Source organism: Maricaulis sp. (genome assembly GCF_039978735.1).
Lineage (GTDB): Bacteria > Pseudomonadota > Alphaproteobacteria > Caulobacterales > Maricaulaceae > Maricaulis.
The window spans coordinates 1-12,833 of record NZ_JBDWAS010000025.1 but is presented as its reverse complement, the minus strand read 5'-3'; the positions used below and the strand labels follow the sequence as shown (position 1 = coordinate 12,833).

The window sequence follows — 12,833 nt, the reverse complement described above, 5'->3', positions numbered from 1 at the left end:
CCGGGGGCCCGTTGCCGGGACACCCCCTAATATCATCACAACAGGACCAGTGTCGCCAGTCCCAGAAAGGCCAGGAAACCGACCACATCGGTCACTGTGGTCACAAAGACCGACGAGGCTACGGCCGGGTCGGCGCCGGCGCGCACCAGGCCCAGCGGCACGAGAATGCCGGACAGGCCGGCGCAGGCGAGGTTCAGCACCATGGCGATGGCGATCACGCTCGCCAGTGCGACGTCCTGGAACCACAGGATGGTCACCGCGCCCATCACGACCGCAAAAATGAGCCCGTTGACCGTGCCGGTTGCCAGTTCGCGCCAGATCACCCGCATGGCGTTGGCCGCGGTCAGATCGCGCTCGGCAATCGAGCGCACCGCAACGGCGAGCGACTGGGTACCGGCATTGCCGCCCATCGAGGCCACGATCGGCATCAGCACGGCGAGCGCAACGACCTGTGAGATCGCGCCCTCGAACAGGGCGATCACACCGGACGCCAGCACTGCCGTAGCCAGATTGACCAGCAGCCAGGGCGCCCGCGAGCGCACGGAGCGCACCACGGTGTCGGCCAGGCCCGCCTCGTTCACACCGGCCAGGGCGAGCATGTCTTCCTTGTTCTCGTCCTGGATGACGTGAACGATATCGTCCAGCGTCAGCATACCGGTCAGCCGCCCGGCACTGTCGACCACCGGCGCGGAGACCAGATGGTATTTCTGGAACAGGTAGGCGACCTCTTCCTGGTCGGTCTCCGGGTCCACGAGGATGCGTGGCGGCTCCATCAGGTCCGACAGGGCCACATCGCGCCGCGCGCTCAGGAGGCGGCAGACCGGGATCTCGCCGACCGGGCGGAAGCCGGTATCGATGACGAAGAGATCGTGGAACTTGTCCGGCAAATCATCCGAGGCCCGCATATGGTCGAGCGCATGCCCGACCGACCAGAATTCCGGCGCGGCAACGAATTCGCGCTGCATGAGACGGCCGGCCGTCTCGTCCTCGAAGGCCAGGCTCTGCTCGACCGCCTGACGGTCGATCTCGGAGATTTCCGCCAGAACGGCCGCCCGGGTCTCCGGGTCGAGCTCCTCGACAACCTCGGTGGCATCGTCCGAGTCGAGTTCCTGGATCGCCGCCGCCAGATGCGACGGGTCCAGATAGGCCATGACGACTTCACGCGTGTCCGGCTCGATCTCGGCGAGCACTTCACCGGTGAAGATATCGGGCGCGAGCGTCGCAACGCCCTCCTGCTGCCCGGCGGTGAGCTGTTCGAGCACGTCGGCGATGTCGGCGGCGTGCAGCGGCGCCAGCATGCGCCGGATCGCGTCGCCATCGCGATCGGCAATGGCCTGCCGGAGATTGCCGACGAATTCGGGATCGACATCGGCCAGGGCATGAGAATCGACGGGGAGGTCGTCTTCGAATGCGGCTTCGCCCATCTGATCCTCCTTACCGTGTCGCCATGCGTCCTACACTAGGGCTGGATCGGTTCGAAATCGAGACCGGGTGCCGTCGCAAATGCGGAAATTTGCAGAGAATTTACACGCCCGGAGCCTGCAGCCGTTTGCTCCCGGGCGCCATCGGCACCCAGGATCTGCGCCCAGAACCCGCTCGGCCCGCGCTCCTTCGCAAAACCGGCCGCTGTTTGCTGCAGAAAACATACTGAAAAGCGCAAGTCACGAAAGACAAGAAAAATATATAAAATGGGACGCAAAAAGATATAAATGCCAATTATATATTTTAATTTAGTTGCACTTTTGATAAATTATAGTACTTTTTTTACTCGGACAAATTTGTTCGAATATTTAGAAAGAAGATATTATGACCGACAATAAGCACGAAAAGTCCAAGAAAAGCCCTGTGAATCCCGTTCAGGCGCCTCAGGAAAAAGCCGCCGGCACTCCCGAGGCCAAGCCCAGCACGCCGGACACCAAGTCCAGCCAAAGCTAGGCTAGCCACCGCCCGGCGACCAGAACGCCACCCGGTCGCCGGGCGGCGCACCACTTCATCGAGCAGGGAAGGGACACATCATGATGCATCGTATTTCGACCACCTGGGTTACCTTCAGAAGCCCGTTCCGCCTCGACAGTACAGACGGCGAATGGCCGGCCGGCACCTACGCAGTCGAAGCCTCGGACGAGTCGATTTCCAGCTTGTCATTTCAGGCCTTTCGCCGTGTTCACACGCGCATGATTGCGCTCGGCCGGCGCGGGTGGTCCGGCTTGCCACGGCCGGTCGAGATCGTTCCGTCAGAGCTGGCCGCCGCGCTTGCCACGGATCGTGACGGTCTCGATCGTGCCGAGGATGAAGGGATGACCGCCTCTTAAACCACCCCTCCCGACCTTCCACCCCGGAGCGCACCGTCGAACGTCCGGCCCGGGCGTCAGGCCGTCGCCGGTCGCGCGAGGTCTGCCTGGCCCTGGCGTCGACCGCATGCCTCTTAACCGCGGCGTCCGCCCTGGCGCAGGACACCCGGCCACCGGATCAAGCCGGTCTCGGCAGTGCGGGCGGGAACTGCGCCCCGGGCTATCGAACCGGCGAGGGGCACGCGTGCATACCCGTCGCAATCCCCGACAATGCCTATGCCACCGCCGGACTCTACGACCGGGGCTGGCACTGCCGGTACGGGTTCCGGCGTGACGATGCCGCCTGCATCGCCGTCACGGCACCCGGCAATGCCCACCTTGTCGCATCGGGAACCCGCTGGGAGTGCGATCGCGGATATTCCCGTGCCGGGCCGGCGTGCGAGGCGATCCGGCTTCCTGCCTACGCCTATCTGACCGATACCGGCTTCGGGACGGGATGGGACTGCGAACGCGGCTATACCGAACACGCCGGAGCCTGCCAGCGCGTGACTGTTCCCGAAAACGGCTTCCTCACCAGCAGCCGCTACGGTGGCGGATGGGATTGTTTACGCGGCTATCGCCAGACCCTGTCGCATTGCGAACCCGTTGAGGTTCCCGCAGGCGCTCACCTCAACGATGCCGGCAATGGATGGATCTGCGATCACCCGAGCCGAAATGCAGACGGCACCTGTCGACCCAACTGACAGCACACGCCAGCGCACCGCATCTGCTGCGCGATCGGCCAGAAAACAGAACCCGCCCTCGCGCCAACGACTTGAACGGTCGTTGCCGGTATCGAGAGGACATCGCCGGCAGCCCTCCAGCACCAAGGCTTCAGTCGGGGCACTTCTTCACCCGCAGCAAACGCTCAGCAGACTGCCGCACGAGGCTTGAAGCCCGCAGGGCGAAGGATGGTGCGGTCGAGAAGACTCGAACTTCCACGGGTTTTACCCCACAGCGACCTCAACGCTGCGCGTCTACCAATTCCGCCACGACCGCACGTCATGGAGGCGCGGGAGATAGCAACATCGCCGCGCCTTGTGAAGAGTGTTCTGCAACGCTTTATGCAGCAGCAAAGAATTCATTGGCGTCGGCGGGCCCGGTAATGGACACGGCAACGCGATCGCCCTGGATGATGACATCGCCACGGGCGATCGGATGATTATTGGCCAGGATCCACACCTGGTCGTCCTCGCCGGTATCCAGGGGAATCACCGCGCCCCGGCCCATCCGCAGGAATTGCTGGATCGGCATTTGCGACCGGCCCAGAAGGACCGAGATTTCAACGCTGACGGATCCGATCTGACTCACGTATGAGCTCCTGCTCTTGCGGTTCGCGGCTTCGGGACCGATGTTTGGGCCGATACGGTTTCGCGAGCGTTAAGATAAATGGATAAGGCAATACCGCCGGTCGAATGGGCCGTCTCCGAGGGCCAGGTGCCCTACCCGCAGGCGCTGGCCTTCATGGAAGCGCGGGCGGCGGCGATTGCCGACGGCACGGCCGGGGAACTGGTCTGGCTGCTCGAGCACGCACCGCTCTACACGGCCGGCACCAGTGCCAGGCGCGAAGACCTGCTGATGCCTGACCGCTTTCCCGTCTACGAGACGGGCCGCGGCGGCGAATACACCTATCACGGGCCGGGCCAGCGCGTGGCCTATGTGATGCTGGACCTGACCCGGCGCGGCCGCGATGTGCGCGCCTTCATCCAGTCGCTGGAGCGCTGGCTGATCGGTGCGGCTGCCCAGTTCGGTGTTGAGGCCGGCCCCCGCGACGGACGGGTCGGTGTCTGGGTCGATCGCGGCGCCGGCCGCGAGGACAAGATCGCCGCCATCGGCGTACGCCTGCGCCGCTGGGTGTCCTTCCACGGCATCGCCTTCAATGTCGATCCGGACCTGTCCCATTTCGGCGGCATCACGCCCTGCGGCATCTCCGATCCGCGCTATGGCGTCACCAGCCTCGCCGACCTCGGCCATAAGGTGACAATGGCCGACTTTGACGCTGCCTTGCATCTGGCCTTCCTGGATGTGTTCGGCGAAGCCCGGCGGGTCGACGCACCGGCTCTTGCAAGCGCCGCCTGATCGCAGCCCGGCTACAGCACGAACGGCGTCAGGGCGAAGGGCAGGATGACCAGTCCGGCAGCGACCCAGCGAGCCGGCCCCATGGCCCGCCAGCTGCGCGCCAGGCCGCGGCGCCAGCCCGGCGTCTCGCGCGCCGTCTTGGCCAACCGAAGCGCATAGATCGCTACACCGGTGCCGGCCAGCGCCGTCAGCGCCGCGCCGAACAGGAACCAGAGCGCCTTGGTCCAGTAGCCGCCGAACGTGCCGAAATGCAGCGGGTCGGCAGCCTCGGCGATCCGCTGGTGTGCACTCAAGCGCGCCGGGTCGACCACATCGAGCAGCACCCCGGTCCGCGGATCGATCCAGGCCGTATTGGCCCGCGGGCGGACGAGAATGGCGCGCCCGGTATGACCATGCACTTCGGCGGGCGTCTCCCGGTCCGGCGGCCAGAACACGGCCTCGATCCTGAAGTCCGGATGCCGGGCCATCAAGGCGGCAATGCCGGCGTCGATGGCTTCGCCTGTGCCCAGCTCCCGCTCCAGGCCCGCCGTTTCCGGCAGTTCCGGATCGTCCCCGTTGGCGGCCGGTGCACCGGCGCCCAGCACCTCGACGAGATACCACAGCCCGGTGACGATCATCAGCACCACGAACCAGAGCGACCAGACGCCCGCCACCCGGTGCGCATCGCCGATCCAGGCCCGCGCCGTGCGGCCGCGCGGCAGACGCAGGAAACCGCGCCACCATTTCTTGTAGACCCAGAAGGACGTCACCAGCGACACCGCCAGGAAGACCGCCGCCAGCGCGACGATCGGCACCCCGTATTTCACCGGCAGCATGAGATGACGGTGGGTATTGCGCAGGAAGCGCTGCACGCCAGCCCAGGGGCCCGTGCCGGTTATCTCCCCCGTGCGCGGATGGACATAGACATGCGTCGACACGCCATCCCGGCGCAGAACGGCGTCGAAGGCCGCCGCCGGATGGACCGGCGCATAGACGATCATCCGCCCTTCCCCGCCGGTCTCGGCCATGACGGTCTCGCCGACCCTGCCCCAGCTGGCACGGTCCTCCATCGCTGTCGGTGCCGCCCACATCGCCGGGCGCAGCGCCCAGTCGATCTCGTAGGAGAAGACGGCCAGCGTGCCGGTCAGGAAGACGAAGGTAAGGAACAGCGACAGCTGCAGGCCGGCCCATTGATGCACGCGCCACCAGGCCGAACGGGCTTTCGCCTTCCGCCCTGCCGGTGCGTTCGCCTCACGGGTCACGGCCTGCGCATCCATCGCCGGGCTACCAGCGCCGGGTCAGTTCGACGAAGACCGAGCGCGGGGCGCCCGGGAAGTGGCCGGTACGGTCGATGAAGCCGCTCGACGCATAGGTCTCGTCGAACAGGTTGTCGATCCGCAGCAGCGCTCGCCAGGCGTCGGTCTCGTAGATCACCGAGGCATCGAAGACGACGTAGGGCCGCACTTTCTGGCCGCTGATCGACTGGCGTACATCGACATAGTCGCCGCCCAGCGCCACCGCCGTATTGATCTGCGGGAACTGGTAGCGGGTCCAGAAGCCGGCCGTGTGCTGCGGCGCATTGGCAAACCGGTCGCCGACCGAATTGGTCAGCGCATTCGTCCCGGCATCGCCGGTGATCAGCGTGTCATTGTAAGCGTAGGACACGGTCGCGACCCAGTTCGAGGTGATGTCCGCCGTCACATCGAACTCGAAGCCCTCCGAGGTGACCTCGCCCAGCGCCACCAGATCGTCCACACCGTCATTGCCGACATCGCCGCGCGGGTCGGACTGCAGCACGTTGGAGCGCACGATGCGGTAGATGGAGGCCGAAGACTGGACGTGCCCGTCCAGCAATTCGGTGCGCACGCCCGCTTCCCAGATCTCGCCAGCGCTGGGATCGAACGGACCGCCGGCCTGGGGATCCTGGCTGGAGATGGATTGCGGCTCGAAGCTTTCAGCCCACTGGGCAAACAGCGAGATGTCCTCGCGCAGGCGATAGACGCCACCCGCACGCCAGGTCGTCGCCTCGTCCTGGAAACCGTCACCGGTGATCAGGTCGGTGTCCTCGAAGCGGTCCTGGCGCACACCGACCACACCGATAAAGCGGCCGATCGTGGCCTCGTTCAAGAGGTAGATGCCCCGGCGTTCCTGTTCGCTGCGCGTCAGGCGATAGCCGGCGCGCGGCGGCAGGGCGTAGGTCGACGGGTCGGTGACGCCGTATTCCGGCGTGAACAGGCTGAGCGGCGTCGGCAGACCAGCGGTCGGCACATTGCGGCCGCGCAGGCTGAACCCGAGGAAATCGGATTCCTGGGTATACCAGTCGACCCCGGCCAGCAGACGGTTGTCGATAGCGCCGAAGGCATGGCTCCAGATCGCATTGGCGCCGAAGGACCAGCTCTCATTGCCGCGCTCCTGGTCGCGAAATTCGCGGATCGAGGCGTCGACCGCGCCATCGCCGTCCGAATCGAACAGGCCGCGCGGCTCGTGATATTGCTGCGTCTCCTCGCCCTCATTCCAGCGCAGGCCCGCATCGAAGGAGAGGCTGGAGGTCAGATCATACTCGATCCGCGCCTGCAGGACATTCGAGACCAGGCGCAGGAAGTCGCTGTCTTCATTGTGGTTCCAGCGGCGGTCGGTGAGGAAGTTGCCGGCATCGTCCGTCGGCACGCCGCGCAGGCGATTGCCCCCCAGATCCTGATCGTAACGTGTCGCCTGCAGCAGGATGCGGCCGCGATCCAGCGCGATCGCCAGGCCGGCGTCGAAGATTTGCGTCGTGCTGTCGGCATTGCGGCGCGGCTGGTTCATCGTCTCGTAGAAGACGCCGGCGCGGCCGGACACGCGGTCGGTCAGCCCGCCTTCCAGTTCGGCGGACGCGCCATAGCGGCCTTCGGTTCCGGCGACCAGGCTGGTCTGGGCGGCAAATTCCTCGCCCGGCGTCTTGGTGATGTAGTTGAACAGGCCGCCCGGTGCGCCCGGACCGTAGAGCATGCCCGCCGGCCCCTTGAGAAACTCCACGCGCGACACGTTGAACAGCTGCGGCACCGAGAAGCCGGCATAGGGGTCGCCGCGCAGCCCGTCGAAATAGATCTCTTCCTGGCGGAACCCCCGCGCTGTCACACCGGCATAGCTGAACACGCTGACGCCGGAGAAATTGCGATAGAGATCCTGGGCATCGCGTGCGCCCTGGTCCTCGATCAGCTGCTCATTGATCACCTGCACCGTCTGGGTGGACAGCAGCGGTTCGACCGGCAGCTTGCCCGAGCTGATCTCGCCGACGCGGTAGAGCGAGCGTGCCCGTCCGGTGACGATGACGACGTCTTCGTCGGTGTACTGCGTGGCGCTCAGGCTAGCCGCGGACTGAATCGCGAAGGCCGGGACAGCCAGAAGGGCGAAGGCGCAACCGGCCAGGGCCGATGTCGTGAGAAGACGGGTCATGCGGAACAACTCTCAAACCTGCAATTAAGAATGAGACGCATAAATAACTTGTGAGCCGTTCCGTCAAGCACAACGCACTGCGGCTGCGCCCGTCAGGCGCAGCCGCACAAAAAGCGTTGCTGATTTGAAACAGGCTGGCGTGAGCCGTCAGCCCTGGCGCGACATGCGCGAGAACCAGATGGCAAAGGCCAGGATCACCAGCCAGAAGCCGATGAAAGAGGCCAGGCCGGTGGTCGCGGTCAGCTGTTCCAGCATTTCGGGGTTTTCCTGCAGGGCACGCTGGAATTCCTGCTGGAAGCCCGGCTCGTTCATCGCCTCGGCCAGCGCCACCTGATCGGAGGTATCGACGCCATTTTCGGCCGCAAAATCGATCATGGCGCTGTAGATGCCCGGCATCAGGCCGGCGATCGCGCCAATGCCCTTGCCGACAATGCCCAGCCCCAGGGGCAGGAAAGCCAGCCCGACACCGCGGCCGGCATGGCGGCGGCGATTGATGAAGAGCGACAGCACGAAGAACCAGACCGCCAGCATGCCGATCCATATGGGCACCGGCCCCAGTCCGAACTGGATCCGGACGAAATCGGCAATCGCCAGAACGGCGAGACCGGCGAGCAATGCGGTCGCCGACGCACGATAGATCGGCAGAAACAGAACGAGCGGATTCATGGTGCCTCCCAACGCCACACATAAAGACGGGGCCGCACAATCGCGGCCCCGTCCTTCAGGATCAAGTGATTTTGCCGTGTCAGACGGCGGCCGGCTTGAGACGGTAGGCGTAGAAGCCGACAGCACCGTTTGCCACCACGCTGATAATGATGCTGACCAGTGCGGCGCTCAGCCCGGCTGCCTGATAGCCAGCCGGATTGCTCAGCGATGCCCCTACGATCACCGGCATAAGGATTATGCTCAGCACGATCGATATCACGATCATTGCCACAAAAGCCGCGCCCGCCATCCAGCCGGACTGGCCGGCATCGTGGAAACGCTTGGCGAAGATGCACACCCAGCAGAACAGTAGTGCAAGACTGCCAACCAGGTTGATCAGCCCGCCGATCGCCGGAACCAGGGCGATGAATTGCAGAACAATAGCCGCCGCCACGATAGCGACCAGGCCCTGGGCGAACTCCATCGGGCCGAGCTTGCCGCTCGCGCCGATGAGGATACGCTGGGCATCCTTGGGATCGATGATGAAGTCGTTGAGCGCCATGTCCGTCTCCCGTTAGCTCGATGCGCGACACCTAGCGCGACTCGCTCGCAATGGCACGGCAAATTTCGCCGGGACTGCGTCAGCCCTGTTCGTCGGAGGGCGCGGCCGGTTCGACCGTCAGGATACGGATCGGTGCGGGCCCGTAGGCATTCGCGCCTGCCTGTCCCGCCGAAAGCCCGACCCACAGCGTATAGATCAGCCAGACGAGATTGCTCAGCCCCATCATCAGGGCAAATCCGCTGCCCGCTGTGAACAGGGTCAGCGGATTGAAGTCATCGCCAGCCAGAAGCGCTGTCAGGATCGCGCCGCCCATCAGCACGCCACCGACCGAGGTCAGGGCCAGGGTGATGGCCCAGGGGATGAGATGCAGCCAGGCCGAGCGGCCGGTATCGTGCAGGCGCTTGCCGTACACGCACACACCCACATAGATCAGGAACAGCCAGATCAGCCCGCCCAGCGCCGGGATTATGCCGGACAGCACATTGCCGCAGATCAGCAGGCCAACACCGATCCAGAATTCGCGCTGAGCTATCCGGCCGTTCGGATTGAGCAGGACATACTGCAGATCCATCGGTTCTCTCCCCCGAAAGCACGCCCCCAAGCGGGCCCGACGGCCAAGTAACGCACGACTCCGCCCCGGGGGTGAAGTCCTATTCGAACTCGATCATGAGTTCGTCTGCGGCGACGGATGCGCCGGGCTCGACCTTGATCGCCTTGATGGTGCCGTCGGTTTCCGCGCGCAGGACGTTTTCCATCTTCATTGCCTCGACGATGATGAGCGGTTCGCCGGTCTTCACCTCCTGGCCCTCGGCCACCTCGATGGCGACGACGAGGCCCGGCATGGGCGAGACGACCAGCTTGGCAGTGTCCGGCTTTTCCTTCTCCGGCAGGCGCACATGCAGCTCGGCCGAGCGCGGTGTGCACACAATGCCGACCGCCTTGAAGCCGCGATGGCGCAGGAGATAGCCCTCGGTCCGGTCGGAGAATTCCAGCGCGACGGAACGCCCGTCGATCTGCGCCTCGAACAGGTGCTGGCCGGGATGCCAGGCCGTCCTGACTGTCAGCTTGTCCGAAACCAGCGATGGCGCCCACACCGTGGCCTCGCCCTCACCGCGCATCTCGATCTCGACCGGGATGCGGCGCTTGTCGAGGAAGACCACCCATTCGCGCGTGGTCACCGTCTCTTCGGGGCGAAGACGCCCCTCGATCCGCCCCGCACGCCGCGTCAGCGTCTCGTGCACATAGGCCGCACAGCACGTCATCGCGACCAGCTGGTCCTCGCGCGGCGCGGTGCCATGGAAGCCTTCCGGGAAGTGCTCGCCGATATAGCCGGTATGGATGCGCCCGGCGCGGAAGTCCTGCTCGTCCAGCACGGCGGAGAGGAAGGGCGCATTGGACTGCAGCCCCTCCACATGCAGCCGGTCCAGCGAGGCCGCCAGCGTGTCGATCGCCGCCTCGCGGGTTTTGCCATAGCCGATCACCTTGGCGATCATCGGATCGTAGAAGAGCGAGATCTCGTCGCCCTCGCGCACGCCCGAGTCGATGCGCAGCATGCCTTCGCCCAGCTGGCCTTCTTCCGGCATGGAATAGCGCTTGAGACGGCCGATCGAGGGCAGGAAGCCACGATAGGGATCTTCCGCATAGAGACGCGCCTCGACGGCCCAGCCATCGATCTTCACGTCCTTCTGGGCGATTTCCAGCTTCTCCCCAGCGGCCGAGCGGATCATCTGCTCCACCAGGTCCAGCCCCGTGGTCAGCTCGGTGACCGGGTGTTCCACCTGCAGGCGGGTATTCATTTCCAGGAAGTAGAAATTGCGGTCCTTGTCGACGATGAACTCGACCGTGCCGGCGCTGTCATAATCCACGGCCTGGGACAGGGCGACGGCCTGCTCGCCCATCGCCTTGCGCGTCTTGGCATCGAGGAAGGGCGATGGCGCCTCTTCCAGGACTTTCTGGTTGCGCCGCTGCACCGAGCACTCACGCTCATTGAGATGGACCACATTCCCGTGCTTGTCGCCCAGCACCTGGATCTCGATATGGCGCGGCTCCTCGATGAATTTCTCGATCAGGATACGGTCGTCGCCAAAGGAGGATTTCGCTTCGTTGCGCGCCGCCTTGAACCCGTCCTTCACCTCGGCGTCCGAGCGGGCGATCCGCATCCCCTTGCCGCCGCCGCCGGCCGACGCTTTCAGCATCACCGGGTAGCCGATCTTCTGCGCCGCAATCAGCGCCGTCTCGGCATCATTGATCTCGCCATCGGCGCCCGGAATGGTCGACACGCCCGACTTCGCCGCCAGCTGCTTGGAGCGGATCTTGTCGCCCATCGCGTCGATCGCATTCACATTCGGCCCGATCCAGGCCACGCCGATCTCGGCCAGCGCCTTGGGAAAGGCCGCATTTTCCGACAGGAAGCCGAAACCGGGATGCACCGCATCCGCACCGGTCTGCTTGATGGCCTCGAGGATCTTGTCCAGCACCAGATAGCTTTCGCCCGGCGCCGGCGGTCCGATGAACACCGCCTCGTCCGCCATCTCCACGGCCAGGCTGTCCGCATCCGCCTCGGAATAGACCGCGACCGTCGCGATCCCGAGACGGCGGCAGGTCTTGATCACCCGGACGGCGATCTCGCCACGGTTCGCAATCAGTATCTTGTTGAACATGAACGGCCCCAAAGCATGGCGGGCGGACGCCCGGAATAGCCGCACCGGTTTAGCGTGCCGTCCCGCCGCGCGGCAAGCGCTGCACTGAGACTGGTGGGAAGACTAGTCGGCGCGCTCGCGGCCGGGACTGGCGAACCAGTCGGCCTCCAGCGCGCGCAAGCGCCCGACCACGGACACCAGGAAGGCCGTCGACCAGCCGATCAGCAGGAAGCCGGTAATCCCCTCCATCGCTGCCACCAGGCGCCAGCCGGCCGACAACACCACATCCCCATAGCCCAGCGTGGAAAAGGTGGAGGCCGAAAAATACAGCGCCTCCTCCAGCGTGCCGATCTCGCCCAGCAGCAGATAGAGGCCGGCAAACAGCCAGATCTCGATCCCGTGCAGTCCCAGCACACCCAGCACCACGGCCAGGATCAGCCCGGCCTGCAACAGCCGGTGCCCCGGCTCGCTCGCACCGTCGCCGCGCCAGCGGATCATCACCAGAAGCGCGCCCAGCCCGACCATATGAATAGCCAGGACCAGCACGATCATCACGCCGGAAACCGCCAATGCCGCAATCATCCCTGCTCCTGCTGTGCTGGACCAAGCCTTGATACAGGCATCCCAGGCGCTGCGAAAGCGGGCCGGGACTGCAACAGCCCCAATCCTGCAAGCATTTTTCCTGGCCGGAAGCCCGGCGAAGGCCGGGCGGAGTGCCGGGATCGACGGGAAACGCATCGCTTGAGATGATCTTCGGTCGGTCCCGGATCTGCAGCCTGCCTGCGCAGGCTGAAGCCTGCGCCCGCGAAAGCGGGTGTCCGGGAGAAAACGTGGCGGGTGGAAGACAGAGTGAGAACGCCGCAACAAGCACCGTCACCCTGACGAAAGTCAGGGCCCAGTTCATGAGGCGCGGTGCCCGCGATCTCGCACTTATCCCGCACATCGCCGACATTCGATCCGAGCCCGCCTGGCGAAAATCTCCCTTTACGATCTGGATCCTGACCTTCGTCAGAATGACGGTGCGTGGGGGCGGGGCCGGAAACTTATCCCCGCCCGCTCAACTGCGCTTAAGATCCTCAGCGGTTTCCGGGATGGGAGGCATGAGCTCAGTCCCTTGTGCCCGGGAGCGTGCGGAGCTCGTCCGCGCCTGGTGGGTGACAGCAT

12 protein-coding genes and 1 tRNA gene are annotated in these 12,833 nt (G+C 65.0%); 3 read left to right on the top strand and 10 right to left on the bottom strand.

The window, feature by feature from the left end; translation table 11 throughout:
• Positions 1-35 precede the first annotated feature (35 nt).
• Positions 36-1,424 carry a magnesium transporter gene (gene mgtE, locus ABJO18_RS07100; protein ID WP_348515813.1) on the bottom strand — a complete coding sequence of 463 codons (1,389 nt, stop codon included), beginning with the start codon at positions 1,422-1,424 and terminating at the stop codon, positions 36-38.
• Positions 1,425-1,806: 382 nt separating this feature from the next.
• Between mgtE and ABJO18_RS07095 the strand changes: the two genes are divergently transcribed.
• Together ABJO18_RS07095 and ABJO18_RS07090 are read left to right on the top strand one after the other, a co-directional pair.
• Positions 1,807-1,935, top strand: coding sequence for a hypothetical protein (locus ABJO18_RS07095; RefSeq protein WP_348515812.1), 129 nt, complete (start codon positions 1,807-1,809; stop codon positions 1,933-1,935).
• 80 nt (positions 1,936-2,015) lie between these two features.
• Positions 2,016-2,312 carry a hypothetical protein gene (locus ABJO18_RS07090; RefSeq protein WP_348515811.1) on the top strand — a complete coding sequence of 99 codons (297 nt, stop codon included), beginning with the start codon at positions 2,016-2,018 and terminating at the stop codon, positions 2,310-2,312.
• 930 nt (positions 2,313-3,242) lie between these two features.
• Here the strand turns inward: ABJO18_RS07090 and ABJO18_RS07085 are convergent.
• A tRNA-Leu gene (locus ABJO18_RS07085) sits at positions 3,243-3,329 on the bottom strand.
• A 63-nt stretch (positions 3,330-3,392) separates the two neighbouring features.
• The gene (locus tag ABJO18_RS07080) at positions 3,393-3,641 is read right to left on the bottom strand and encodes a FliM/FliN family flagellar motor switch protein (protein WP_271185352.1); all 249 of its coding nucleotides are present in this window, start codon (positions 3,639-3,641) and stop codon (positions 3,393-3,395) included.
• A gap of 78 nt (positions 3,642-3,719) precedes the next feature.
• Here ABJO18_RS07080 and lipB point away from each other — a divergent pair, with 78 nt between their 5' ends.
• Positions 3,720-4,409 carry a lipoyl(octanoyl) transferase LipB gene (gene lipB, locus ABJO18_RS07075; protein WP_348508666.1) on the top strand — a complete coding sequence of 230 codons (690 nt, stop codon included), beginning with the start codon at positions 3,720-3,722 and terminating at the stop codon, positions 4,407-4,409.
• Positions 4,410-4,420: 11 nt separating this feature from the next.
• On the opposite strand, the gene ABJO18_RS07070 is transcribed toward lipB, so the two are convergent.
• The 7 genes from ABJO18_RS07070 to ABJO18_RS07040 form a co-directional block, all read right to left on the bottom strand.
• A complete protein-coding gene (locus ABJO18_RS07070) occupies positions 4,421-5,665 on the bottom strand; it encodes a PepSY-associated TM helix domain-containing protein (RefSeq protein WP_348508667.1) in 1,245 nt (414 codons plus the stop codon).
• A gap of 7 nt (positions 5,666-5,672) precedes the next feature.
• The gene (locus ABJO18_RS07065; RefSeq protein ID WP_348508668.1) at positions 5,673-7,823 is read right to left on the bottom strand and encodes a TonB-dependent receptor; all 2,151 of its coding nucleotides are present in this window, start codon (positions 7,821-7,823) and stop codon (positions 5,673-5,675) included.
• A gap of 147 nt (positions 7,824-7,970) precedes the next feature.
• Complete coding sequence (locus ABJO18_RS07060; protein ID WP_348508669.1) at positions 7,971-8,489, bottom strand: hypothetical protein; 519 nt, start codon at positions 8,487-8,489, stop codon at positions 7,971-7,973.
• Positions 8,490-8,568: 79 nt separating this feature from the next.
• Positions 8,569-9,030: a DUF805 domain-containing protein gene (locus ABJO18_RS07055; protein WP_348508670.1), complete on the bottom strand. Its 462-nt coding sequence runs from the start codon at positions 9,028-9,030 to the stop codon at positions 8,569-8,571.
• Between the two features lie 79 nt (positions 9,031-9,109).
• On the bottom strand, positions 9,110-9,601 hold the full coding sequence (locus ABJO18_RS07050) for a DUF805 domain-containing protein (RefSeq protein ID WP_348508671.1): 492 nt from the start codon (positions 9,599-9,601) through the stop codon (positions 9,110-9,112).
• A 79-nt stretch (positions 9,602-9,680) separates the two neighbouring features.
• On the bottom strand, positions 9,681-11,690 hold the full coding sequence (locus ABJO18_RS07045) for an acetyl/propionyl/methylcrotonyl-CoA carboxylase subunit alpha (protein ID WP_348508672.1): 2,010 nt from the start codon (positions 11,688-11,690) through the stop codon (positions 9,681-9,683).
• A 102-nt stretch (positions 11,691-11,792) separates the two neighbouring features.
• The gene (locus tag ABJO18_RS07040) at positions 11,793-12,251 is read right to left on the bottom strand and encodes a potassium channel family protein (RefSeq protein WP_348508673.1); all 459 of its coding nucleotides are present in this window, start codon (positions 12,249-12,251) and stop codon (positions 11,793-11,795) included.
• Positions 12,252-12,833: the final 582 nt, after the last annotated feature.

Coding starts and splice junctions, on each gene's coding strand:
- ABJO18_RS07060 (WP_348508669.1), bottom strand. CDS start 8,489: ATGAATCCGCTCGTTCTGTTTCTGCCGATCTATCGTGCGTCGGCGACC.
- ABJO18_RS07095 (WP_348515812.1), top strand. CDS start 1,807: ATGACCGACAATAAGCACGAAAAGTCCAAGAAAAGCCCTGTGAATCCC.
- ABJO18_RS07050 (WP_348508671.1), bottom strand. CDS start 9,601: ATGGATCTGCAGTATGTCCTGCTCAATCCGAACGGCCGGATAGCTCAG.
- ABJO18_RS07090 (WP_348515811.1), top strand. CDS start 2,016: ATGATGCATCGTATTTCGACCACCTGGGTTACCTTCAGAAGCCCGTTC.
- ABJO18_RS07055 (WP_348508670.1), bottom strand. CDS start 9,030: ATGGCGCTCAACGACTTCATCATCGATCCCAAGGATGCCCAGCGTATC.
- mgtE (WP_348515813.1), bottom strand. CDS start 1,424: ATGGGCGAAGCCGCATTCGAAGACGACCTCCCCGTCGATTCTCATGCC.
- ABJO18_RS07070 (WP_348508667.1), bottom strand. CDS start 5,665: ATGGATGCGCAGGCCGTGACCCGTGAGGCGAACGCACCGGCAGGGCGG.
- ABJO18_RS07045 (WP_348508672.1), bottom strand. CDS start 11,690: ATGTTCAACAAGATACTGATTGCGAACCGTGGCGAGATCGCCGTCCGG.
- ABJO18_RS07065 (WP_348508668.1), bottom strand. CDS start 7,823: ATGACCCGTCTTCTCACGACATCGGCCCTGGCCGGTTGCGCCTTCGCC.
- lipB (WP_348508666.1), top strand. CDS start 3,720: ATGGATAAGGCAATACCGCCGGTCGAATGGGCCGTCTCCGAGGGCCAG.
- ABJO18_RS07040 (WP_348508673.1), bottom strand. CDS start 12,251: ATGATTGCGGCATTGGCGGTTTCCGGCGTGATGATCGTGCTGGTCCTG.